This window comes from Streptomyces sp. JNUCC 63 (genome assembly GCF_054366325.1).
Window position 1 is genome coordinate 4,282,166 of the sequence record NZ_CM135963.1, and the last position, 23,352, is coordinate 4,305,517.

Below are 23,352 nucleotides of genomic sequence, written 5' to 3' on the forward strand. Positions count from 1 at the left end.
GATCCACGGTAGCGGGTGACTCCGTCAAGCCGCGGCTGGTCGTGCCGTCGTAAGCCGCGGGCAGTCGTGCCTCCCCCGGTGCTGAACGCCTGGGGGACCCCCAGGGCGATGGGGGTCCCCCTGTTCGGTTCAGAGCTCGGGGGAGGGCGGGCGCTGGGGGTGCCCCCTGCTCGAAGAGCTTGGGGGAGACGCCCCGTCAGCGCCGGGCTGCGCGACCCGCCCCCGGACACCGACACCGAGCACCTCCGAACAACCGGTACCGTCGTCCCCGGAGCAATCGGCCAGCCACCCCGGAGGGGTTCCGTGGGGATCGAGAGCGATCAGGTCGTCTACGAATACCTGAGCCGCGTCGGAGACGTCGCTCAGCAGCGGCAGCTGTCCTCGGGCACCCGGATGCGCCTGGTCTCGGAGCTGCGCAACGAGATCGACCGGTGCCGTGCCAAGGCCGTCGTGGACAGTCCCGCCGCCGTCCGCCGCATCCTCGACCGGATCGGCAGCCCGGACGAGGTCGTCGCGGCCGCGGGCGGCACGGGCGAGGCGGGTCCGCCGGCGCCGGAGCCGGCCGTGCCCGTGCAGCGGGACGCCGAGGCGGAGCAGGAGCGGCCGAAGGGTCTGCGCAGGGTCGTACCACGGCCCCGCCCGCCGCAGCCGAAGGCGGACCCCGCGCCTTCCGGCGGCCCGTCCCCGCCGCATCTGGCGAGCGCCGAGGAACTCGGCGACTCGGCCACGCGCCCCGACTGGTGGCGCCTGGACAGCAGCCCGTTCGGGATCGGGGACGAGGTGCCCGGCTTCGTGGGGGGCGTGGAGATCCCGGAGCTGCTCAAGCCCCCGCCGCCGAAGGAATCCGCCAAGCCCGGTCCCGTGCCCGGGACGGCCGCCGACGCGGACGCGGCAGCGGTGGGGGCGGCCGGCCCGGAGGAGGTGCCGGCCGCGCGCCGGCGGCTGGGCCTGCCCCTGCTCAGGGGGCGCTGGAGCAATCCGCTGCTGCTGCTCGCGGCCGGGCTGCTGGTCGTCGGCGCGGTCCTCGGCAACTGGTTCGCGCTGCTGTTCGGCTGGCTGATCGCCTACGGCTCCCGCCGGCTGACCCCGACGGAGTCCAAATGGGCCGTCATGGGCATGCCGGGCCTGGCGTTCGCGGCCGGAGTGGTGTGGCTGTGGGGACGCACCGACGACCGCTGGGGCGCCCCCATCGCCCAGGGCCACATGAACGACGCGGTCCAGCAGACCTGGCCGTGGATGGTGCGGGCCGCGGCCGTGCTCTCGGCCCTGTTCCTGCTCTGGCGCTCGCAGCGCCGGCGGTGAGCACCGCCCACGGCGGCCGCCGGCGATAGGTGTATGTCACACGGGCCGGGCGTCTGCCCGCCCACCCGCCCGGGCACAATGGCCCATATGACCTCGCGCCCCCTGACCGTCGGCTTCGACCTCGACATGACCCTCATCGACTCCCGCCCCGGCATCCGTGCCTGCTACCTGGCGCTGTCCGAGCGGACGGGGACGTACATCGACGCCGACCTGGCGGTCACGCGGCTCGGGCCGCCGCTCGAGCAGGAGCTGGTCAACTGGTTCCCGGCCGACCAGGTCGAGGCCGTGGGGAATCTGTACCGGGAGATGTACCCGACGCACGCCGTCGCCGCGACGCCCGCGCTGACCGGCGCCCGCGAGGCGATAGCGGCCGTACGGGAGTCCGGCGGACGGGCGATCGTCGTCACCGCCAAGTACGAGCCGAACGCCAAACTGCACCTGGAGCACCTGGGCATCGGACCGGACGCGGTGATCGGCGACCTGTGGGCCGAGCAGAAGGCTCAGGCGCTGCGCGAGTACGGCGCGGGCGTGTACGTGGGCGACCACGTCGGCGACGTGCGCGGTGCCCGTACGGCAGGCGCTCTCTCGGTGGCGGTGGCCACCGGTCCGTGTGGCGAGCGGGAGCTGCGGGCGGCGGGCGCGGACGTCGTCCTGGCGGACCTGACCGAGTTCCCGGACTGGCTGTCCGGCTACCGCGAGTCGCCGCGCGCCTGACGGCGTCCCGCCGCGACCGACCGGAGCACGCCGGCGCCCGCGATCAGGAAACCGACGCCCATGAGCATGCTCAGGCCGAACATGTACGTCGGGAAAGGCTTCGTACCGAGGAACAGCGGCGCGACCGTGACGAGCGTGGCCACCGCGCCGACGAAGAACACGATGGCGCCGGCCCGGATCAGCCCTTCACCGGCGGCGGGGGAATTCGTTTGGGTTTCTTCACGCACCCGACCAGGGTAGTTCCCCGCGCGGCTCGCGTCGGCGCTGGTCAAGAGCGTGCTGCTGGAACATCCGCCGGGTCCGGAATCAGGTTGCCGCCGCATGCCCTCGGTGTGCTGAGATATCCCTTGTCTCCCTCGCCCCCGGGCGAGCGTGCCCCCGTTGATCGGCCAGGTTCGGCCGACTGGCGTGGGCGGGCTTGACGAGGGGTAAAGAGCTGGGGAGGCTTCGGGACAACGGCAGGCACGAGCGAGCGCTAGATAGCCTGACCTGCGGCAACAGTGGTTCGGCTGACCGGTGAGATGGGGTGCGTGCTTTGCCTACCGGCAAGGTCAAATGGTTCAACGCGGAGAAGGGCTTCGGTTTCCTCTCCCGCGACGACGGCGGTGACGTCTTCGTCCATTCCTCGGTGCTCCCCGCCGGAGTGGACACACTCAAGCCGGGACAGCGAGTGGAGTTCGGGGTGGTCGCCGGGCAGCGTGGCGACCAGGCCCTTTCCGTGACGCTCCTGGAGCCGGCCCCGTCGGTCGCGGCCGCCCAGCGCAAGAAACCGGACGAGTTGGTCTCCATCGTGCAGGACCTGACCACGCTCCTGGAGAGCGTCGCGCAGACCCTGGAGCGTGGTCGCTACCCCGAGAAGGCCTCCGGCAAGAAGGTCGCCGGCCTGCTGCGCGCGGTCGCCGACCAACTGGACGTCTGACCCGGCAGGCGGAATCGGGCCCGGGACTACGGGAAGTCGAGCGCGTCCGGGCCGAGGGGCGGTACGAGCCCCTCGGCCGCCGCACGCGTGAGCAGCCCGCGGATCGCCGCGTAGCCGTCCTCGCCGAGGTCGGCGGTGAACTCGTTGACGTACAGGCCGATGTGCTGGTCGGCGACGGCCGGGTCCATCTCCTGGGCGTGCTCCATGACGTACGGCCGGGAGGCCTCGGGGTCGTCCCACGCGGCTCGTACGGACGTACGGACGGAGTCGGCGAGCCGTGTCAGCGTCTCCTCGCCCAGCGACCGCTTGGCGATGATCGCGCCGAGCGGGATCGGCAGCCCGGTGGTGTCCTCCCAGTGCTCGCCCATGTCGGCGAGCTTGTGCAGGCCGTAGTTCCGGTACGTGAAGCGCGCCTCGTGGATGACGAGTCCCGCGTCGACCTTCCCGTCCCGCACGGCCGGCATGATCTCGTGGAACGGCATGACCACGATCTCGCCGACCCCGCCCGCCCGTCGCCCACCACCCTCGACCGAGGGCCCTGCGGGCCCGCCCCCCTGGCTTCCAAGCGTGTCCGCGGCCCACAGCCGGAACAGCAGATACGCCGTCGACGTCTCGCTCGGCACCGCGACCGTACGGCCCCTCAGGTCGGCGTCCGGCTCCCGGGCGAGCACCAGCGGCCCGCAGCCCCGGCCCAGCGCGCCGCCGCACGGCAGCAGCGCGTATGCGCCGAGGACATACGGCAGCACGGCGTACGACACCTTCAGCACGTCGTACTCGCCGCGCTCGGCCATGCCGTTGGTGACGTCGATGTCCGCGAAGGTGACGTCGAGCGCGGGCGCGTCCGGGACGCGGCCGTGGGCGAGGGCGTCGAAGACGAAGGTGTCGTTGGGGCAGGGGGAGTAGGCGGTCCGCAGTCGCGGGCTGTCAGGGCTCATGAGGGCTCCAGCTCGTGAGGACGTTCGTGAGCTTCCCGAAGCCCTCGGTCAGGGCGGTCAGGGCGTCGCCGATGCGCCAGGCGGCGCGGTCGCGCGGGCCGACGGGGTTGGAGACCGCGCGTATCTCCAGCACCGGGACGCGGTGCGCGGCGGCCGCCTCGGCCACCCCGAACCCCTCCATGGCCTCGGCCAGGGCGCGGGGGTGGCGGGCGCGCAGGACGTCGGCCCGGGCGGCGGTGCCGGTGACGGTCGAGACGGTCAGGACGGTGCCGGTGCGGGCTCCGGTGGCGGTCGCGATCGCTCGTACGAGTGCTTCGGGTGGACGGTGGGTGACGGTGCCGAAGCCGAGTTCGGTCACCGGAAGGAAGCCGTCGCCGGTCTCGGCGCCCAGGTCGGCGACGGTGATCTCGTCGGCGACGACGAGCGAGCCGAGGGGCGCGGCGGGCGCGAAGCCCCCGGCGATACCGGCACAGACGACGAGGTCGTAGGGGGCGCCGCCGAGCGCGGCGGCGGTCAGGGCGGTGGCGGTGGAGGCGGCGGCGAGGGCGGGACCGACGCCGGCGGCGATCAGGTCGTGACCGCCGCGGCGGTGCACGGTCACTCCGGGCAGCGGCAGCTCACGCACGGGCTCCGTGAGCGCCCGTGCCACCGCGTCCCGTTCGACCGGGACCGCGGTGGCGACGAGTACGCGTACGGAAGGCACCGGGCGCGTGGTCAGGAGGCCTTCTGCAGCTTGAAGGTCCACATGCCCGTCACGTCCTTCTCGCCCTGCTTGACGGAGACCCAGGTGGAGTTGCCGCTGGCGCCGTACTGGGCGTTGAAGAACACGCTGCCCGGGATGGCGCGGTAGGTCTTCGTGCTGGAGTCGGTGAGCGGCTGACCGTTCATCAGGATGGTCCAGCCCTTGTCCGCGATGTCCGGGTCGACACCGAAGCGGACGGTCTCGTCGGGGTCGACCTTGATCGACTTGTCCGACTTCAGGCACTTCAGCAGATCGGCGGTCTTGATCGCCTTGCCGTCGTTGTAGCAGGTGGCCTCCGAGTGCACCGAGTTGTCGCCGACGGTGATCGTGGCCATCGGCGTCGGCTTTTCGCAGGCCGTCAGGAGAAGCAGTCCAGCGGAAACGGCGCCGGCAGCGGCGACGGCGCGGCGGCGTCGCACGGCGGAATGCAGCGTGGTCATGTCCGAAAGGCTATCGGGCAGGCCGGGCGGGCCGCCCACGCGGGGGGTACGGCGGGTCGCCCCCAAGGGCGCGGGCCGTGAATCGCCCGGTCAGGGGGCGGGTCACGCCACGCGGGGCCGGGTGCTGCCGCCGCGCCGGGCCGAGAGAAGCAGGCCGCGGACCGTGGGCAGCCAGCCGGCGGCGACGATCGCGGCGCCCACCGACAGGCCCAGCACGCCGCTGAGCGGCAGCACGATGCCGATCGCGCCGCCGAGCACCCAGGCCATCTGCAGCAGCGTCTCGGAGCGGGCGAACGCCGAGGTCCGCACCAGCTCCGGCACGTCCCGCTGGATCAGCGCGTCCAGGGACAGCTTGCCCAGTGCCTGCCCGAAGCCGGCGACCGCGGCCAGGCAGGCCACCAGGAAGGCGCCGAAGAAGATCGCGGCGGTGATGGCGGCACCCAGCACGATCGCGACGACCGTGACGATGATGATCTCCGGTGCCCGTGACCGCAGCCACGCCCCGACCGCCGTACCGAGCGCGTTGCCCGCGCCCGCCGCGACGCCCACGATCCCCAGTGACACCGCCGCGCTCTCGCCGGTCAGCGGGTGCTCCCGGAGCAGGAAGGCCAGGAAGAAGATCAGAAAGCCGGACAGACAGCGCAGGGCGGCGTTGGCGGCGAGGGCGTGCGTGACGGCCGTGCCGACCGTGCGCAGGCCGGGCCGCTTGAGCGGCTTGCGGCGCGGGCCGCGCAGATGCTGCTCGTCCGCGGCGAGCAACGCCCGGTACTCACCCTTGGCCGAGTCGACCTTCGGCGGCAGGGAGAAGGACAGGAACGTTCCCGCGATGAAGATCACGAAGGCGCCGTAGAGCGGCCAGCGCACGTCGATCGTCTGCAGCCCCGCCCCGATGGGCGCGGCCACGCCGGTGGCGAGCAGCCCGCCGAGGGTCACCCGGGAGTTCGCCTTGACCAGGGAGAAGCGGGGTGGCAGCAGCCGGGGTACGACGGCGCTGCGGACCACGCCGTACGCCTTGGAGGCGACCAGTACGCCGAGCGCGGCCGGATACAGCTCCAGGCTGCCGCCGGCCACCGCGCCCGCGATGATCAGCGCGAGCAGCGCCCGGGCGAGCATGGCGCCGGCCATCGCGGCGCGGCGGCCGTGCGGGAGGCGGTCGAGCAGGGGGCCGATCACGGGGGCGAGGAGCGTGAAGGGCGCCATGGTGATGGCGAGGTACAGCGCGACCCGGCCGCGGGCCTCGTCGGTGGGCACGGAGAAGAAGACGGTGGAGGCGAGCGCCACGGTGATCATGACGTCGCCGGCGCCGTTCACCGCGTGCAGCTCGATCAGTCTGCCGAGCCCGGACTCGCCGGCGCCGTGCGCGTCGGTCGCCCTGCGGATGCCGCGGACCGTTTTGGTGACGGGCAGCCGCAGGGCACGGCCGACCGCGCGGACGGACCCGCCGAACCGGCCCGAACCGCTGCCTCGGCTGCTCCCCTTGTGTCCCTTGTCCCCACGGATCCCGGTGGTCCCCGGGGGCGTCCTCGCGGCTGCCACCCCGTCATACTGCCCCGAGACGGCGCCCGCTAGCGCCATTACGCCCCGGACGATCTCGACGAACCGTTCCTAGAGACTGAGCGGGAGTGAGTCCTGGTGCCAGGGCTCGTGCTCAGCCGCGTGCCCCGAACGGTTGTGGGCACACTGGTCGCCCGCTTTCGCTCCGCGTCCGGGCGGCACGGATCGTGTCCGTGGTCCGGGAAGGCGGGGGCGGGGTCCCTCACGTCCCGGGCTGCCCGATGCGGCCTGAACGGTCCGATGCCCCACACGATCGCTCCGGTCGTGTGGGGGCGGTGCCGTCCGTCGCCGGACCGGGTGTCCCAGGGCGCGTCGTCCGATGGCCACGGCGGCCGCGTCGTGCCGGGTGGGCTTCCTGTTCTGGCTGGTCAGGGGTTTCTGCCAGTGCTGGGCGCCCCAGCGGCTGGTGTAGGCCGGGTCGACGGCGACGACGGCAACGCCCAGCTCGGCGGCCATCGACACCAGCCGGGCCCGCAGCCGCGCGGTGGGCATCCCGGAGAGCAGCTTGCGGAACCGCTTGCCTCTGCCGTGCTTCTCCCGGGTCTTCTCCGCGGCGAAGTCCAGGTCCTCGATGGCGAGGGCCAGGCCGTGGCGAGCGGCCCAGTGCAGCAGGCGGATCAGGGCATGGCGCACCTGGGCGTCGCGGTGGCCCGCGCTGCCGGTCAGGGCGTAGTCGAACCGGCGCGGCTCGCCGACCGGGTTGCCGTGCTGGTCCAGGCGCCAGACGGCCAGGTGGTCGGCGTTCATGTCCACCCCGGCCAGCCCGCCCGCACGAGCCGCCTCCAACGGCACCGTCCGCACCGGCGGGTTCTGCCAGGAGGCCGTCACATACCAGCGGTTGCGGTCTGTGTCGTAGTGGACGCGGTAGGCCACGGCACGATTCGCTGCGACGCGGTCGGCCCACTGCTCCCCCCGGTGCCGGAAGACGGCCCGGCAGGCGAGCACGTACCGGCCGTGCGGCGCGTTGGCCAGGTAGGCCAGCGGCGCCGGAAGTCTGATGCTCACCTCACCGCCGGGGCTGATACGGATCGTCTCGTTGCCGTACCGCTTGCCGGACTCGCCGTCGGCCTGCAGGAACCACCGCCCGGCCTGCCACCGCAGCCGCCACTGCGCCTCCGTCAGCCCGGCCGCCTGAAGGTGGTGCCTACTGCGCGCCAGCTTCCTGCCGCCGCGCACCACCCGCACCCGTCCGGCCTCCCAGTCGGTCCGTACCTGCTCCAGCCGGTCCTCCAGCACGCGCAACCGCCGCGCCTTGGCAAACCACTCCCGCCGGGAACGGTAGCCGCCCGGCACCCCCTGGGCGCCCTTGGCTCCGATGGGCTGCGCGAGCCGGCGCGTGATCGTGTCGACGCCCGCCTGGAGATTCTGGAGGTGGGCGAGCTGCGCGCGCCGGGCCAGCGCCCACTGGTCGTGCGTGGCCTTGGTGATGCTGCCCGCCCACCGCGAGGACGACTGCCCGGTCAGCGCCCGTTTCCGTTGCGCCCACTGCTCGCCGTCGTGGTCCAGCCCGGCCGCGCAACGGGCCTTCAGGTCGCCGGAGGCCAGCGAGCCGAGCAGAGTGCCGGCCAGGCGCAGCACCGTCTCGTCCTGCGCGGTCAGGCCCTTGAGGCCGGCGCGGATCGCCACGCCGGACGGACCGGACACCACGAACGGCGCCGCCACCTCGCGCAGCCCGCTCACACCCCACCCCCGCCCGATGCCGAAGAAGCCCTCACCGCACCCAACGACCGCCCCCGGGCAAAGGTCACGCATTCGAAACCAGAACTCCCGTCGCCGTCCATGGCCGCGCGCCGTCACGCGACGCTCACTCATGCACACAAGGACATGCTCAACCAGTGTCGACCAGCAACAGTTCGCAACCCCTTGACGAGCCACCCGGGGTGTCAGGGGGCGTGTCTCCGGGTGCTGTCCGATTCCGCCCACTCCCGGTGGCCCTGGGCGGGCCGTTCCACCCGGCGGGACAGGTGGGCGCGTGGGAAACCACCGTCGGTGTAGGCCAAGCGCCGACGAGAAGGTAGCGTGCGTAACGCGTCGTGGCGAACGTTCTCGGCCGCGCGCCTTACGGGCATACCGCAGAATGGATGACGTAGGTGCGCCCGAGCGCGATCGGGCGCGGACGTTGACGCGGTCCCAGGGTCCGCTCCGTCCGCCCCGCCGCCTTCAGGCCGGCGCACCCGAAAGACGGCGTAGGAGAGAAGCGATACCTGTGAGCGCAGCGACCACGCGAAGCCGCACCCCCGACCGCCTGTGCGCCGAGGCCGTCGACCTCGCCCGGGCCGCAGCCGAGGAGGCGGCCGCGCCCGGGGTGGTCGGTGAGCACACGGGCGTGGTCTCCGAGGGCGACCGGGTCGTCACGCACTTCTTCCAGTGCAAGGAGCTCGGCTACCGCGGCTGGCGCTGGGCCGTCACGGTGGCCCGCGCCTCCCGCGCCAAGGTCGTCACCATCGACGAGGTCGTCCTGCTGCCCGGCCCGGACGCGGTGCTCGCGCCGGAGTGGGTGCCGTGGAGCGAACGGCTGCGCCCCGGCGACATGGGCCCCGGCGACCTGCTGCCCACCGATGCCGAGGACCTCCGGCTGGAGCCCGGCTTCTCCGGTGAGGAGGAGCCCGCACCGAACTCCGCGGTCTCCGAGGAGATGGCCGAGCTGGCGGAGGCGGAGGACGCCGACATCACGGTGGGCCCGCCGAGGAACCTCCCCACCGCCCCGTCCCGCGGCTCGATCTCCGCGGTCGCCGAGGAACTGGGCATGCGCCGCGCCAGGGTCCTGTCCCGCTACGGCCTGCATGTCGCCGCCGACCGCTGGGAGGAGGCGTTCGGCGCGAAGACCCCGATGGCCCAGGCGGCCCCGGCGGCCTGCGTGAGCTGCGGCTTCCTCGTACCGATCGGCGGTTCGCTGGGCCAGGCCTTCGGCGTCTGCGCCAACGAGTTCTCCCCGGCCGACGGCCGCGTGGTCTCCCTGACGTACGGCTGCGGCGGCCACTCCGAGGCCGCGGTGATGCCCAAGCCCCCGCAGCCGACTCCGCCGGTGGTCGACGAGACACGGGTGGACCCGTTCCCGCTGCGGCCGACCGCCGACTCCGGCTCGGTCCCGGTGACGGAGGACGAGTCGTCGGCGGAGCTGGGGCACTCGTAGGGAACCTGGCAGTCGGTCGCGGCGGATGTCGGGCAACCGTCTGCCGCTTCTCCGACGGGCGCCCGGGGCGGCCGACGGTGGGGGTCGCCCGTAGGGGTCCGGCTCGTGCTCACGCCTGGGTGCGCTTCGTCCCGTACGCCTCCGAAGGCTGATCCCGCCCCCATCAGGGCTGCTCGGCGCACTCACCGGGGACAATGGAGGCCTGCCTCCAATGGGGCGGTACCTTCGACCTCACACCCGTGAGGAGAGTGGACGTGAGCATGTTCGTGCAGCCGGCTGCCGGAGGCGACCCGTTCGGGACCGTGCGCCTGCGGCGCGGAGTGCTGGATGCCTGGGCGGCCAGTCCGGCGCGGTTCCGGGAGGACGCCAACGCGGAGGAGGACCTGGTCCTCGGCGGCTACCGGGACCGGCTCGTCGTCGAGCTGGCGCAGAACGCCGCCGACGCCGCCGCCCGCGCGGGCCGGCCCGGCCGGCTGCGGCTCACCCTTCGCGACGGCGTCCTCGTCGCCGCCAACACCGGCGCCCCGCTGGACGCGGCCGGCGTCGAGTCGCTGTCCACGCTCCGGGCCTCCGCCAAGCGCGACTCGCGCGACAGCGCCGTCGGCCGCTTCGGCGTCGGCTTCGCCGCCGTCCTCGCCGTCACCGACGAGCCGGCGGTGGTCGGCAGGCACGGCGGGGTGCGCTGGTCGCTGGCCGAGGCCCGCGGCCTCGCCGAGGAGACCGCACGGCACAGCCCCGGCCTCGGCGACGAGATCCGCCGCCGCGACGGACACGTACCGCTGCTGCGGCTGCCGTTCGCCGCCGAGGGCACCGCACCCGATCCCTACGACACGGTCGTCATCCTGCCGCTGCGCGACACGGCCGCCGCCGACCTCGCCGAACGGCTCCTGCACTCCGTCGACGACGCCCTGCTCCTCGCCCTGCCCGGCCTGGAGGAGGTCGTGGTCGAGATCGGCGACGAGGGCCCGCGCACCCTGAGCCGCCGCACCGACGGCGCCTTCACCGTCGTGGAGGACTCCCGCGACGGCATCACCCACTGGCGCACCTCCTCCGCCCACGGCGCCCTCACCCCCGACCTGCTCGCCGACCGCCCGGTCGAGGAGCGGCTGCGCCCGCACTGGTCGGTCACCTGGGCCGTGCCCGTCGACGCCTACGGCAACCCGGTCCGCCCCCGCACCAGCCCCGTCGTGCATGCGCCCACCCCGAGCGACGAACCCCTCGGCGTCCCGGCCCTGCTCATCGCGTCGTTCCCGCTGGACAGCACCCGTCGGCACACCGCGCCCGGCCCGCTCACCGACTTCCTGGCGCGGCGCGCGGCCGACGCCTACGCCGAGCTCCTCGCCGAGTGGCGGCCGGTGAGCGAGGGCGTCATCGACCTCGTGCCCGGCCCGCTGGGCAAGGGCGAGCTGGACGGCGTACTGCGGCAGGCGATCCTCGAGCGGCTGCCGCGCACCTCCTTCCTGCCGCCTGCCGCCACACCCGCCGACCACGACTCCCACCTGCCCGAATCCCTCCGCCCGCGTGACGCCGAGGTGGTCGAGGGCGCGGGCGCCGACACCGTGCGCGTCCTCGCCGAGGTGCTGCCCACCCTGCTGCCCGCCGGACTGGAACGACGGGTGGAGCTGCGCACGCTGGGCGTGGCCCGCCTGCCGCTGACCGACGCCATCGACCGGCTGGCCGGACTGGAGAAGGAACCGGACTGGTGGCGGCGGCTGTACGACAGCCTCGCGGGCGTCGACCCCGACCGGCTCTCCGGGCTGCCCGTGCCGCTCGCCGACAGCCGTACGACCATCGGGCCCCGGCAGGTCCTGCTGCCCACCCCGGACGCGCCCCGCATCGATCCGGAGATGCTCGCCCGGCTCGGCCTGAAGGTCGCCCACCCGGACGCCGCCCACCCCGTCCTGGAGAAGCTCGGCGCCCTGCCCGCCACCCCGCGCGCGGTGCTCACCACCCCGCAGGTGCGGGCCGCCGTCGCCGCCTCCCTCGACGAGGACACCGGCGGGTGGGACGAGGACACCCCGGACGCCGAGGAACTCGCCGACACCGTCCTCGCCCTCGTCCGGGACGCGGGTCTGGAGCCCGGCGACGAGCCCTGGCTGGGCGCGCTCGCCCTGCTCGACGAGGACGGCGAACTCGCCCCGGCCGGTGAACTGGTCTTCCCCGGCGGCCCGTTCGCGCGCGTCATGCGCGAAGGCGAACTCCCGTCGGTGGATGCAGAGTTGGCCGAGAAGTGGGGTGAGCAGCCGCTCGCCGCGTGCGGTGTGCTGGTGGACTTCGCCCTCGTACGGGCCACGGATGTCGTCCTCGATCCGGACGAACTCGAGCCGCGCGAAGGGGACTTCCCCGAGCCGGACGACCCCGGGCTGCTGGATGCGGTGGACGTGTGGTGCGAGGACCTCCTCGACCGGTTCCCGGACACCCCCGTGCCGCCGGTCGCCACCGAGGTCGTGGCGGTACGGGACCTGGACCTGGTGGACGACGACCAGTGGCCCCAGGCCCTCGCCCTGCTGTCCCGGCCGCCGCTCAGGGACGCCCTCACCCAGCCGGTGCGGATCCTGCTGCCCGACGGCAGCCACGAGATCGTCCGGCCGTACACCGCCTGGTGGCTGCGCGGCCACCCGGTGCTGGGCGGGCGCCGCCCGGCCGGTCTGCGCACTGCCGGCTCCGACCCGCTGCTGCGCGGCCTGTACGACGAGGCGGACGCCACCGGCTTCGAGGACGAACAGGTGCTGCGGGCGCTGGGCGTCAGGACGTCCGTCGCCGCCCTGCTCGACGAACCGGGCGGCGCCGCCGAACTCCTCGAACGGCTCGCCGACCCCGAACGCCCGGTGACCTCCGCCCAACTGCACGCTCTCTACGGCTACTTGGCCGAGCTCGACCCGGAGCAGGTCACGCTGCCGGAGGAGTTGCGGGCCGTGGTCGACGGCCGGGTGGAGGTCGCGGACGCCGCCGACGCCGTGGTGTGCGACTCCCCGGACCTGCTGCCGTTCACCTCCGGTGTCCCCCTGCTGCCCGTACGGCCCTCCCTGGCCGCCGAGTTGGCCGAGCTGTTCCAGGTGCGGCGGCTGAGCGAATCCGTCACCGGCGAGGTCGACTCCGAGGGCACCGAGCACGACGTACCGGAGCCGGTACGCGTCCTGCTCGGCCCGCGCACCCCCGCCACGTACGTCGAGCACGAGGAACTCGTCGTCGACGGCACCGAGCTGGACTGGCGTCTGCCCTCCGACGGCGTCCTGCACGCGGCCACCCTGGAGGGCGTGGCCGCCGGCCTCGCCTGGGCGGCCGGCCAGTGGCCGCGCCGCTTCGAGGTCGCGGCGCTGCTGGAGGACCCGTCCCGGACGGAGGAACTGGCGCGGGACCGCTGGTTCGACTGACTCCCCTGTTTTTCCCGACCGCGGCTACGGCGGCCAGGTGGTGAAGCTGCGGTTCCGCAAGAAGGACTCCGGCACCCACAAGACGCTGAAGACCACCGGGACGAACTCCACGGGCAACCTGAAGACGACCGTGAAGGCCACCGCCGGTGGGGCTGCGACCGCTGCGGTAGGCCGCCGCTAGACCGGGAAGCGGCGGTCGACCCACTTCCACAGGAGTTCCAGGACGGCCGCCGCCGCCACGGCGATGCCCACCGCCAGCCAGGGCATCGCCGTGCCGACCAGCTTCAGTGCGAAGAAGTGCTGGAGGGCGGGGACGAGCAGGACGAGGACGAAGGCCGCGCCCATCGAGGCCACCAGGGCGATGCGCCACCAGGTGTAGGGGCGGGCGATGATCGCCAGGACCCACATCGCGATCAGGAACAGCGTGAGCGTGGCCGCGCTGGTCTCCGCGTCCAGGGTGTCCGAACCGGTGTAGTGGTGGCGGGCGATCAGGTACGTCACGAAGGTCGCCACGGCGGCCACCACCCCGCCCGGCAGCGCGTAGCGCATGACCCGCCGTACGAAGTGCGGCCTGGCCCGTTCCGTGTTCGGGGCGAGGGCCAGGAAGAAGGCCGGGACGCCGATGGTCAGCGTGGACAGCAGGGTCAGGTGGCGGGGCAGGAACGGGTACTCCACCTGCGAGCAGACCACCAGCACCGCCAGCAGCACCGAGTAGACCGTCTTCACCAGGAACAGCGTCGCGACCCGGGTGATGTTGCCGATGACCCGCCGCCCCTCCGCGACCACGGACGGCAGGACCGCGAAGCTGTTGTTCAGCAGCACGATCTGGGCGACGGCCCGGGTGGCCTCCGAGCCCGATCCCATCGCCACGCCGATGTCGGCGTCCTTCAGGGCGAGCACGTCGTTCACACCGTCGCCGGTCATCGCGACCGTGTGCCCGCGCGACTGCAGGGCGCCGACCATGTCCCGCTTCTGCTGCGGGGTGACCCGCCCGAAGACCGTGGTCTCGTCGAGCACCCGCGCCATCTCCTCCCGCTCGGCGGGCAGCCGGCGGGCGTCGACGGCGCTGCCGTCCAGGCCCACCTTCGCGGCGACCGCGCCGACGGACACCGCGTTGTCGCCGGAGATGACCTTGGCGCGGACGTCCTGCTCGGCGAAGTAGCGCAGGGTGTCGGCGGCGTCGGGCCGCAGCCGCTGCTCCAGTACGACGAGAGCGGCGGGTGCGACGGTCCGGGCGACGTCCGGGGCGTCCAGGTCACGGGTGGCGCGCGCGAGCAGCAGCACGCGCAGGCCCTGTTCGTTCAGCCGGCCGGTCTCGGCGAGGGCGGGCGCGTCGGCGGGCAGCAGCACGTCCGGGGCGCCGAGCAGCCACGTACTGGACTCGCCGTTGCCCTCGCTGAAGCTGGCGCCGCTGTACTTGCGGGCGGAGGAGAAGGGCAGCGACTCCACGCAGCGCCACTCGTCGCTGTCGGGGCAGGCGTCGATGATCGCCTGCAGGGAGGCGTTCGGGCGCGGGTCGGACTCGCCGAGGGCGCCGAGGACCTTGCGTACGTACGTCTCGTCGTAACCGTCCAGGGATCTCAGCTCGGTGACGTCCATGCCGCCCTCGGTGAGGGTGCCGGTCTTGTCCAGGCAGACCGTGTCGACGCGGGCCAGGCCCTCGATGGCGGGCAGCTCCTGGACCAGGCACTGCTTGCGGCCCAGCCGGATCACACCGATGGCGAAGGCGACGGAGGTGAGCAGGACCAGGCCCTCGGGGACCATGGGGACGATGCCGCCGATGGTGCGGGCGACGGACTCCCGCAGGTCGTTCTCCTTCACCACCAGCTGGCTGATGATCAGGGCGATCGCGGTCGGGACCATCATCCAGGTGACGTACTTGAGGATGGTGGAGATGCCGGTGCGCAGCTCGGAGCGGACGAGCGTGAAGCGGGACGCCTCCTCGGCGAGCTGGGCGGCGTAGGCGCGGCGGCCGACCCTGGTCGCCTGGAATGCGCCGCCGCCGGCGACGACGAAGCTGCCGGACATGACGTGGTCGCCGGGGCGTTTGACGACGGGGTCGGCCTCGCCGGTGAGCAGGGACTCGTCGATCTCCAGGCCTTCGGCCTCGACGCAGGTGCCGTCGACGACGACCTTGTCGCCGGGGCCGATCTCGATGAGGTCGCCGAGGACGATCTCGGAGGTGGCGACCTCCGCGGTGGTGCCGTCACGGCGGACCGTGGGGCGGGCCTCGCCTATGACGGCGAGGGAGTCCAGGGTCTTCTTCGCCCGCCACTCCTGGATGATGCCGATGCCGGTGTTGGCGATGATCACGAAGCCGAAGAGGCTGTCCTGGATGGGGGCGACGGCGAGTGTGATCAGCCAGAGCACGCCGATGATCGCGTTGAACCTGGTGAAGACGTTGGCGCGGACGATCTCGGGGAGGGAGCGGCTGCTGCGGACCGGGATGTCGTTGATCTCGCCGCGGGTTTCGCGTTCCGCGACTTCGGCGGAGGTGAGTCCGGTCGCCCGGGCCGTCGCCGGGACGGGCACGGGGTGAACGGGGTCGAGCTCCGCGCCCGCGTCGATGTGGGTCATGCCTTCGACGTTACGTGCGGTTGTGCCGCCGCACGCGTTGAGGGGGCGGAAGATCCGACCTGGGGAGGAGTGGGGGTCCTACGGAGGGTGCACAGGGGCGTCTTTGCCCTCGGTGGGGGAGGGGTTCCGGCCCTGGGGCTCCGCCCAGGACCCCGGCGGTGGGGGGTTCGCTCCCTGCGCCCCCGGCGGGGCTCCGCCCAGGTTCCAGCGGAGGCTCCGCCCCAGGTTCCAGCAGGGGCTTCGCCCCCTACTCCGCCGACGCCGGCTGTCCCGTCCGCGCGGATCCCTCCGCCGTCGCCCGCTTGATCGCCGCGTCCCGCCTCCGCACGTACCAGATGCCGAGGAGGCCCAGGCCGCCGCCGGCCAGGCAGGTCCAGAGCCACCAGGTGTGGCCGTGGTCGTGGAACCAGCCGTAGAAGGGGAGCTGGATCAGGAAGAGGACGAACCAGACGATCGTGCCGCCGGTGATGGTGGCGACCACGGGGCCCTCCAGGGGCTCCGGCGCCTCGTGCTTGGGGGTCCACTTCGCCATGGGGTCAGTTTATGGCCCCCACAGCCAATGGGGCCCTCCCCTTGCAGCGCATGTATCTACGCGCGGAGATGGTGTTTCCGACTTCATATGTTCATACTGAAACAGTTCGAGTCTGGCCACTTCTCTTCGTAGAAATCTCCAAACGTGAGACGACGGAGGTGTGGGGGAACCCGTCGGCCGGACCCGGTACTCCGTACCCACCCGCATCCCCTGAGGTCATACGCATGTCCACCTCGGCCACCGCCAAGGCCCCCGCCCCCGAGCAGCCGGGAACTCCGCCGGCGTACGGCGCTCTCGACCGCTTCTTCAAGATCTCCGAGCGGGGCAGCACGCTGTCCCGGGAGATCCGCGGCGGCTTCGCCACCTTCTTCGCGATGGCCTACATCATCGTGCTGAACCCGATCATCCTCGGCAGCGCGAAGGACATGTACGGGCACCAGCTCGACAACGGGCAGCTCGTCACCGCCACCGCCGTGACCGCCGCGTTCACCACGCTCCTCATGGGTGTCGTCGGCAACGTGCCGATCGCGCTCGCCGCCGGCCTCGGGGTGAACACCGTCGTCGCGCTGCAGCTCGCGCCGCGCATGTCGTGGCCGGACGCCATGGGCATGGTGGTGCTCGCCGGCTTCGTCGTCATGCTGCTCGTGGCCACCGGGCTGCGCGAGCGTGTCATGAACGCCGTGCCGCTCGGCCTGCGCAAGGGCATCGCCATCGGTATCGGCCTGTTCATCATGCTGATCGGGCTCGTCGACTCCGGCTTCGTCTCCCGTATCCCGGACGCCGCCCACACCACCGTCCCGCTCCAGCTCGGCGCCAACGGTCACCTCACCGGCTGGCCGGTCCTGGTCTTCGTCCTGGGCGCGCTGCTCACGCTCGCGCTGATCGTGCGCAAGGTGCCCGGAGCGATCCTCATCTCGATCGTCGCGATGACCGTCCTGGGCTTGATCATCAACGCCGTCGCGCACGTGCCCTCCTGGGGGCTCACCACCCCGAAGTGGCCCGGCAACCCCGTGTCGCCCCCCGACTTCGGGCTGCTCGGCCAGGTCAGCCCGTTCGGCGGTTTCTCCAAGGTCGGCGTGCTGACCGGCGTCCTGTTCGTCTTCACCGTGCTGCTGTCCTGCTTCTTCGACGCCATGGGCACGATCATGGGCATCAGCGACGAGGCCAAGCTGACCGACGCCCAGGGCCAGATGCCCGGCATCAACAAGGTGCTCTTCGTCGACGGCATCGCGGTCGCCGCCGGTGGCGCCAGCTCCTCCTCGGCCACCACCTGCTTCGTGGAGTCGACGGCCGGTGTCGGTGAGGGCGCCCGGACCGGCTTCGCCAACGTCGTGACCGGCGCCCTGTTCGCCGTGGCGCTGTTCCTGACGCCCGTCGCCACCATGGTCCCGTCCCAGGCGGCCACCCCGGCCCTGCTCGCCGTCGGCTTCCTGATCCTGGCCGGGGGGATCAAGGAGATCGACTGGGCGGACTACACGATCGCCATCCCGGCCTTCGTGACGATGCTGATGATGCCGTTCACCTACTCGATCACCAACGGCATCGGCATGGGCTTCATCACCTTCGTGCTGCTGCGTCTGGCGGCCGGCCGCGGCCGGGAAGTCCCGGTGGCGATGTACGTGGTGGCGGGGGTCTTCGCCTTCTACTACCTGATGCCGGCCCTCGGCCTGACCTGATCCGGCCCGGTCCCCGCAGGGCCGGGTCAGGTGACCCCGTAGAACCTCTCCGTCTCCTCGACGGCGGCCTGGAACCGCTCGTCGTAGTCATCCCGAATGAGCGTCCGGACGACATAGTCCTGGACGCTCATTCCTCTTTTCGCGGCATGGCCCCTGAGCCGTTCGAGCAGCTCATGGTCGATGCGTACGCTCAGCACGCTGGATCCCATGGGGACGAGGGTCGCGGGACTCTTCGGCGGAAGGTGTCACGTTCCGTACCGGGATCACCCGAAAGAGTGACGTGATCTTTCAGTGGCGGGCATCACGGGCGTAGGGGCGTGTTCCCGGTGGTATTTAGCGAGAGTAATGAGTTACGCTAAAGAACATGCCGGACCTTAGCCATGGCGACGACGCCGCCGCCGTGAACTCCCTGCGCTCCGCCGTGATGCGGCTGTCCCGTCGGCTCAAGCACCAGCGCGTCGACGAGTCGCTGAGCCCCACCGAGATGTCGGTGCTGGGCACCCTGTCCAACTGCGGAAGTGCCACCCCGGGCGAGCTCGCCCGCAAGGAGCACGTGCAGCCACCTTCGATGACCCGCATCGTGGCGCTGCTCGAGGGCAAGGGACTGGTCCACCTGGAGCCGCACCCCGATGACCGACGCCAGAAGGTGGTCACGAGGACCGCGCAGGCCGAGACCATGCTCGAGGAGAGCCGCCGCAAGCGGAACGCCTTCCTGGCCGGCCTGGTCGAGGGGCTGGACGAGGACGAGTGGGCGAAACTGCGCGCCGCCGCCCCCGTACTGGAAAAGCTCGCGCACCTGTAAAGCACGTCAGCCGAGGAGGCGAACCTCTTTGAGTACGGGATCCGGAGCAGATTCCGCCCCCGCACCGACCACCCACGACTCCCCCCGCGACACCCGCACCGCCCCCGACGCCCCTCGCAAGTCCTCGATGTTCAGCTCGCTGAGGGTCAGGAACTACCGCCTGTTCTTCCTCGGCCAGGTGGTCTCCAACACCGGCACCTGGACGCAGCGCATCGCCCAGGACTGGCTGGTGCTGAGCCTCACCGGCTCCTCGGCCGCCGTCGGTATCACCACGGCCCTGCAGTTCCTGCCGATGCTGCTCTTCGGCCTCTACGGCGGCGTCCTCGTCGACCGCTTCCCCAAGCGGCCCACGCTGCTCGTCACCCAGTCGGCCATGGCCCTCTCCGGTCTCGCGCTCGCCGCGCTCACCCTCACCGGACAGGTCCAGGTCTGGCACGTCTACCTCGCCGCGTTCGCGGTCGGCCTCGCCACGGTCGTCGACAACCCGGCCCGCCAGTCCTTCGTCTCCGAGATGGTCGGCCCGAAGCAGCTGCCGAACGCGGTCAGCCTGAACTCCGCGAACTTCCAGTCCGCCCGTCTGATCGGCCCCGCCGTCGCGGGCCTCATGATCACCGGCGTGGGCACCGGCTGGGCGTTCCTCGCCAACGGCCTGTCCTTCCTCGCCCCCATCGGCGGCCTGCTGCTGATGCGCACCCGCGAGCTGTACGCCGTCGAGCGCGCCCCGCGCGGCAAGGGCCAGCTCCGCGAGGGACTGCGCTACGTCGCCGGCCGCCCCGACCTGATCTGGCCGATCGTCCTGGTCGGCTTCATCGGCACCTTCGGCTTCAACTTCCCGGTGTGGCTGTCGGCCTACGCCGAGGACGTCTTCCACTCCGGCGCCGGCGCCTACAGCCTGTTCAACACGGTGATGGCGGTCGGCTCGCTGGTCGGCGCCCTGCTCGCCGCCCGCCGCGGCACGGCCCGGCTGCGCCTGCTCATCGCGGCCGCCGCCGCCTTCGGCGCCCTGGAGATCGTGGCCGCGCTGGCTCCGTCGTACTGGCTGTTCGCCCTGCTGATGGCCCCCATAGGGATCTTCGGCCTGACGGTCAACGTCACCGCGAACACCGCCGTGCAGATGTCCACCGACCCGGCCATGCGCGGCCGGGTGATGGCCCTGTTCATGATGGTCTTCATGGGCGGTACGCCGCTGGGCGCGCCCCTCGTCGGCTGGATCACCGACGCCTACGGCGCCCGCGCCGGCTTCGCCTTCGGCGGTGTGATCTCGCTCGCCGCGGCCGGCGCCGTCGGCCTGGTCCTGGCCCGCGCCGGCGGCATGCGCCTGTCCTTCGGCTGGAACCGCGGCCACCCGCGCGTCGGCCTGGTCCCGCGCGAGCGGCGGAAGGAACTGGCGACGGCGGCGTAGCGCGGGCCGGGCGCGTGCGCCTGCCGGTGGGGAGACTGGCTCCATGGGCTCCATGAGACTCTTCGCCGCCGTACTGCCCCCGCAGGACGTCATCGGCGCGCTCGCGCACGAGGTCGCCGAGCTGAGGAAGCTGCCCGGGGCCGACCGGCTGCGCTGGACGCACCGCCCCGGCTGGCACTTCACGCTCGCCTTCTACGGCGAGGTCGACGAGGAGGTCGTACCGGAGCTGTCGGCACGCCTGGAGAAGGCCGCGCGGCGCACGGAGCCCTTCGCGCTCGCGCTGCGCGGCGGAGGGCAGTTCGGGCGCGGCAAGGCGCTGTGGACGGGGGCGGAGGGCGATCTGCGGACCATGCGGCTGCTGGCCGAGCGGGCGGAGGCGGCGGCGCGGAAGGCGGGGGTGCCGATGGGGGAGCACCGCCCGTACAAGGCCCACCTCACGGTGGCCCGCAGCCGGGACTCGGTGGACGTACGGCCGTACGTCCGGGCGCTGGCGGACTTCACGAGCCCCGCGTGGACCGTGGAGGAGGTCGTCCTCGTCCGCAGCCGTCTGCCGAAGTCCGGGATGCCGGGCGAGCAGCCCCGCTACGAGCCGGTCGCCCGCCGGCCACTGCGCGGGGCCGGTTAGTCTCGAATACGTGGACCCGAAAACCCGGAACCGGATCATGGCCGGTGTGCTTGTGCTGATGTTCGCCGTCGTCGCCCTGGCGGCCGCGTTCGGCAGGTGACACCTCCGAGCGCGGCCGCCGGGGCCGGTGCGACGGGCCCGTAGGGCCTACCAGGCGAAGGCCTCCGGGGACGGCCCCGGACCCGGGAAGATCTCGTCGAGTCCGGCCAGCAGCTCCTCGCTCAGCTCCAGCTCGACCGCCCGCAGGGCCGACTCGAGCTGCTCGGCGGTGCGCGGACCCACGATCGGGCCGGTCACGCCGGGCCGGGTGAGCAGCCAGGCCAGCGCGGCCTCGCCGGGCTCCAGACCGTGCTTTTCGAGCAGGTCCTCGTACGCCTGGATCCGGTCGCGTACGGAGGCGTTGGCGAGCGCGTCGGCGGACCGCCCGGAGGCGCGTCGGCCGCCCTCGACCTCCTTCTTGATCACACCGCCCAGCAGTCCGCCGTGCAGCGGCGACCAGGGGATGACGCCGAGCCCGTAGTCCCGCGCGGCCGGGATGACCTCCATCTCGGCGCGGCGCTCGGCGAGGTTGTAGAGGCACTGCTCGCTGACCAGGCCGATGGTGCCGCCCCGGCGGGCGGCGATCTCGTTGGCCTGGGCGATCTTGTAGCCGGGGAAGTTGCTCGACCCCACGTAGAGGATCTTGCCCTGCTGGATCAGTACGTCGACGGCCTGCCAGATCTCCTCGAAGGGAGTCCTGCGGTCGATGTGGTGGAACTGGTAGAGGTCGATGTAGTCCGTCTGCAGCCGCTTGAGGCTGGCGTCGACGGCCCGCCGGATGTTCAGGGCGGAGAGCTTGTCGTGGTTCGGCCAGACGGAGGAGTCGTCCGGGGCCATGTTCCCGTACACCTTGGTGGCCAGGACCACCTTGTCGCGCCGGTCACCGCCCTTGGCGAACCAGTTTCCGATGATCTTCTCGGTACGGCCCTTGTTCTCGCCCCAGCCGTACACGTTGGCGGTGTCGAAGAAGTTGATCCCCGCGTCCAGCGCCGCGTCCATGATCGCGTGACTGTCCGCCTCGTCGGTCTGCGGACCGAAGTTCATCGTCCCGAGCACCAGTCGGCTGACCTTGAGTCCCGTGCGTCCGAGCTGTGTGTACTTCATGGTCCACAAGCCAACGTGCTGGAGTGCGCTCGAAGCAAGGGGGGTTGGGACGGTGAGGGGGTCAGTCGCGGGGGAAGTCGTCGGTCTTGAGGGTGAGACCGAGGGGAGTGTTGGTCATGTCGACCTCGCCACCGTAGGTGATGGACGTGTCGCTGAGGTATTTGCCGTCCTTGGGCTGGGTGAACAAGCGGCACTCGCCAATGCAGGGATCGGTGATCAGGTACACGGGAACCCCGGCGAGGGCGTACGCGGTCTTCTTGGGTCCGTAGTCATTGGAGCTGGTGTCCTTGGAGATGACCTCCGCGATGAACTCCACATCCTCCGGACACCAGCGTCCCTTCGCGTTGGGTGTGGCGCCGTCGCGGAACTTCGCCAGATCCGGGGCGAGACCGTTCCGATGGCCGGGGAAGTCGATGCGGACATCGGACAGCACGTTGACGTCCTCGCCGAAGCGGCTCATGAGCACTTTTATGATCATGAAAATGGTCTGCCAGTGCACGGCCCGCTGCGGCGACATGTAGACGGCCCCCTCGACGATCTCCACCTTGTATCCCTCGGGGACGGGCATCTTCTCGAGCCGCTCGAACATGTCGTCGAGCCAGTGCGTGTCGTCGCTCTCGGCCATCGTGATCCTGTCTTCCAGGACGGTCATCGTGGCGCTCCTCCCCGGCTGCCCCACGGACGAGTACAGCCGCGCAGTACAACGATACGCACGGTGACAAGGGCACGGGCGGCAGCGCATATGCCAGGAGAAGGAACCGGCGCGGCTCAGCCGCCCCCGTACTCCCCGCCCCACCCCCACGCCTGGTGCATCGCCTCCGCGAACGCCCCCGCGATCCTGTGCTCGCCGCTCTCGTTCGGGTGGGTGCCGTCGTAGGTGTCGGTGTGGATGTCGTACGCCGCCGGAGGGGAGGCCGGCAGCAGCGGGGAGCGGGGCTCGTCCAGGTCGGCCAGCGTCTTGGCGAGCAGCTCGTTGAAGAGGGTCACCTGGGCGGCGAAGGGCGGGTCGGCCTCGGCGCGGATATTGGGGATCACGGGGAGGACGACCATGCGTATGCGCGGGTTGCCGTCCCGCGCCGAAGCCACGAAGGCGCGCACGTTCGCCGCCGTCTGCTCGGCGTCGGTGTAGAAGCCGAGGTCGATCAGGCCCAGGGACACGAGCAGCGCGTCCACCCGGTGCTCCCGTACCGCCTCGCCGATCACCGGCGCCATGTGTCCCCAGCCCTCGCCCCAGCCGGCCAGATGGGCGCGGGGGAAGTCCGGGGCGGCGTAGGCGTACGAGGTCGGGGCGTCCGCCGCCTTGTCGTACAGCGTCTCGCGCGGGCCGACGAACGTGAACGGGCGGCCGTACGTCGTGCACAGGTGCCGCCACAGCCGGTAACGCCATGTGTGTTCGCCCGCGCTGCCGATGGTCATGGAGTCGCCGACGGGCATGAACCTGAGCATCCGCTCATGATGGACGATCACGGGGTGCGGTGGTAT

The 23,352-nt window shown here is 72.1% G+C and carries 21 protein-coding genes and 1 pseudogene; 10 read left to right on the forward strand and 12 right to left on the reverse strand.

The annotated features are described in order from the left end of the window. Nucleotides 1-303: 303 nt before the first annotated feature. Together ACX25U_RS19800 and ACX25U_RS19805 are read left to right on the forward strand one after the other, a co-directional pair. Nucleotides 304-1,302, forward strand: coding sequence for a hypothetical protein (locus ACX25U_RS19800; RefSeq protein WP_454393926.1), 999 nt, complete (start codon nt 304-306; stop codon nt 1,300-1,302). 87 nt (nt 1,303-1,389) lie between these two features. Beyond that, nucleotides 1,390-2,016 carry an HAD family hydrolase gene (locus tag ACX25U_RS19805; RefSeq protein WP_454393928.1) on the forward strand — a complete coding sequence of 209 codons (627 nt, stop codon included), beginning with the start codon at nt 1,390-1,392 and terminating at the stop codon, nt 2,014-2,016. On the opposite strand, the gene ACX25U_RS19810 is transcribed toward ACX25U_RS19805, so the two are convergent. Next, the gene (locus ACX25U_RS19810; protein WP_454393930.1) at nt 1,992-2,243 is read right to left on the reverse strand and encodes a hypothetical protein; all 252 of its coding nucleotides are present in this window, start codon (nt 2,241-2,243) and stop codon (nt 1,992-1,994) included. The two genes, ACX25U_RS19805 and ACX25U_RS19810, sit on opposite strands and share 25 nt — an antisense overlap. Before the next feature lie 308 nt (nt 2,244-2,551). Here ACX25U_RS19810 and ACX25U_RS19815 point away from each other — a divergent pair, with 308 nt between their 5' ends. Then, nucleotides 2,552-2,935 carry a cold-shock protein gene (locus ACX25U_RS19815; RefSeq protein ID WP_454393932.1) on the forward strand — a complete coding sequence of 128 codons (384 nt, stop codon included), beginning with the start codon at nt 2,552-2,554 and terminating at the stop codon, nt 2,933-2,935. 26 nt (nt 2,936-2,961) lie between these two features. On the opposite strand, the gene ACX25U_RS19820 is transcribed toward ACX25U_RS19815, so the two are convergent. From ACX25U_RS19820 to ACX25U_RS19840, 5 genes are all read right to left on the reverse strand, one after another. Next, entirely contained in the window at nt 2,962-3,870 is a 909-nt protein-coding gene (locus ACX25U_RS19820; protein WP_454393934.1) for a 1,4-dihydroxy-6-naphthoate synthase, read from the reverse strand. Further along, nucleotides 3,860-4,573 carry a futalosine hydrolase gene (locus ACX25U_RS19825; protein WP_454393936.1) on the reverse strand — a complete coding sequence of 238 codons (714 nt, stop codon included), beginning with the start codon at nt 4,571-4,573 and terminating at the stop codon, nt 3,860-3,862. Before ACX25U_RS19825 ends, ACX25U_RS19820 begins: the two co-directional genes overlap by 11 nt. Before the next feature lie 11 nt (nt 4,574-4,584). Continuing rightward, complete coding sequence (locus ACX25U_RS19830; protein ID WP_454393938.1) at nt 4,585-5,052, reverse strand: DUF2771 domain-containing protein; 468 nt, start codon at nt 5,050-5,052, stop codon at nt 4,585-4,587. Nucleotides 5,053-5,154: 102 nt separating this feature from the next. Beyond that, on the reverse strand, nt 5,155-6,588 hold the full coding sequence (locus tag ACX25U_RS19835; protein ID WP_454393940.1) for an MFS transporter: 1,434 nt from the start codon (nt 6,586-6,588) through the stop codon (nt 5,155-5,157). Nucleotides 6,589-6,657: 69 nt separating this feature from the next. Beyond that, nucleotides 6,658-8,286: an IS200/IS605 family accessory protein TnpB-related protein gene (locus ACX25U_RS19840; protein WP_454393942.1), complete on the reverse strand. Its 1,629-nt coding sequence runs from the start codon at nt 8,284-8,286 to the stop codon at nt 6,658-6,660. A gap of 526 nt (nt 8,287-8,812) precedes the next feature. Between ACX25U_RS19840 and ACX25U_RS19845 the strand changes: the two genes are divergently transcribed. The 3 genes and pseudogenes from ACX25U_RS19845 to ACX25U_RS19855 all read left to right on the forward strand — a co-directional run. Next, complete coding sequence (locus tag ACX25U_RS19845) at nt 8,813-9,739, forward strand: DUF3027 domain-containing protein (RefSeq protein WP_454393943.1); 927 nt, start codon at nt 8,813-8,815, stop codon at nt 9,737-9,739. A gap of 260 nt (nt 9,740-9,999) precedes the next feature. Then, nucleotides 10,000-13,113, forward strand: coding sequence for a sacsin N-terminal ATP-binding-like domain-containing protein (locus ACX25U_RS19850; protein ID WP_454394371.1), 3,114 nt, complete (start codon nt 10,000-10,002; stop codon nt 13,111-13,113). Nucleotides 13,114-13,135: 22 nt separating this feature from the next. Then, nucleotides 13,136-13,264 (forward strand): annotated as a pseudogene (locus ACX25U_RS19855) (calcium-binding protein); the annotation flags it as partial. Nucleotides 13,265-13,290: 26 nt separating this feature from the next. Here ACX25U_RS19855 and ACX25U_RS19860 read toward each other — a convergent pair. Together ACX25U_RS19860 and ACX25U_RS19865 are read right to left on the reverse strand one after the other, a co-directional pair. Next, nucleotides 13,291-15,690: an HAD-IC family P-type ATPase gene (locus tag ACX25U_RS19860; RefSeq protein ID WP_454393945.1), complete on the reverse strand. Its 2,400-nt coding sequence runs from the start codon at nt 15,688-15,690 to the stop codon at nt 13,291-13,293. 247 nt (nt 15,691-15,937) lie between these two features. Beyond that, on the reverse strand, nt 15,938-16,222 hold the full coding sequence (locus ACX25U_RS19865) for a DUF2530 domain-containing protein (protein WP_454393947.1): 285 nt from the start codon (nt 16,220-16,222) through the stop codon (nt 15,938-15,940). Between the two features lie 224 nt (nt 16,223-16,446). On the opposite strand from ACX25U_RS19865, the gene ACX25U_RS19870 reads away from it, so the two are divergent. After that, a complete protein-coding gene (locus ACX25U_RS19870; protein WP_454393949.1) occupies nt 16,447-17,898 on the forward strand; it encodes an NCS2 family permease in 1,452 nt (483 codons plus the stop codon). Nucleotides 17,899-17,924: 26 nt separating this feature from the next. Here the strand turns inward: ACX25U_RS19870 and ACX25U_RS19875 are convergent, their stop codons facing one another. Then, nucleotides 17,925-18,107: a ribbon-helix-helix protein, CopG family gene (locus ACX25U_RS19875; RefSeq protein ID WP_454393951.1), complete on the reverse strand. Its 183-nt coding sequence runs from the start codon at nt 18,105-18,107 to the stop codon at nt 17,925-17,927. A gap of 155 nt (nt 18,108-18,262) precedes the next feature. On the opposite strand from ACX25U_RS19875, the gene ACX25U_RS19880 reads away from it, so the two are divergent. Genes ACX25U_RS19880 through thpR form a run of 3 tightly spaced genes read left to right on the forward strand, consistent with a single transcriptional unit; the run spans nt 18,263 to nt 20,727 of the window. Continuing rightward, a complete protein-coding gene (locus ACX25U_RS19880; RefSeq protein ID WP_454393953.1) occupies nt 18,263-18,700 on the forward strand; it encodes a MarR family winged helix-turn-helix transcriptional regulator in 438 nt (145 codons plus the stop codon). A 28-nt stretch (nt 18,701-18,728) separates the two neighbouring features. Beyond that, a complete protein-coding gene (locus tag ACX25U_RS19885) occupies nt 18,729-20,102 on the forward strand; it encodes an MFS transporter (RefSeq protein ID WP_454393955.1) in 1,374 nt (457 codons plus the stop codon). 52 nt (nt 20,103-20,154) lie between these two features. Continuing rightward, nucleotides 20,155-20,727: an RNA 2',3'-cyclic phosphodiesterase gene (gene thpR, locus ACX25U_RS19890; protein WP_454393957.1), complete on the forward strand. Its 573-nt coding sequence runs from the start codon at nt 20,155-20,157 to the stop codon at nt 20,725-20,727. Nucleotides 20,728-20,874: 147 nt separating this feature from the next. Here thpR and ACX25U_RS19895 read toward each other — a convergent pair whose 3' ends face one another. From ACX25U_RS19895 to ACX25U_RS19905, 3 genes are all read right to left on the reverse strand, one after another. Then, on the reverse strand, nt 20,875-21,870 hold the full coding sequence (locus ACX25U_RS19895) for an aldo/keto reductase (RefSeq protein WP_454393959.1): 996 nt from the start codon (nt 21,868-21,870) through the stop codon (nt 20,875-20,877). Nucleotides 21,871-21,931: 61 nt separating this feature from the next. Beyond that, entirely contained in the window at nt 21,932-22,522 is a 591-nt protein-coding gene (locus tag ACX25U_RS19900) for a Uma2 family endonuclease (RefSeq protein ID WP_454393961.1), read from the reverse strand. A 116-nt stretch (nt 22,523-22,638) separates the two neighbouring features. Beyond that, entirely contained in the window at nt 22,639-23,316 is a 678-nt protein-coding gene (locus ACX25U_RS19905; protein WP_454394373.1) for a GDSL-type esterase/lipase family protein, read from the reverse strand. Nucleotides 23,317-23,352: the final 36 nt, after the last annotated feature.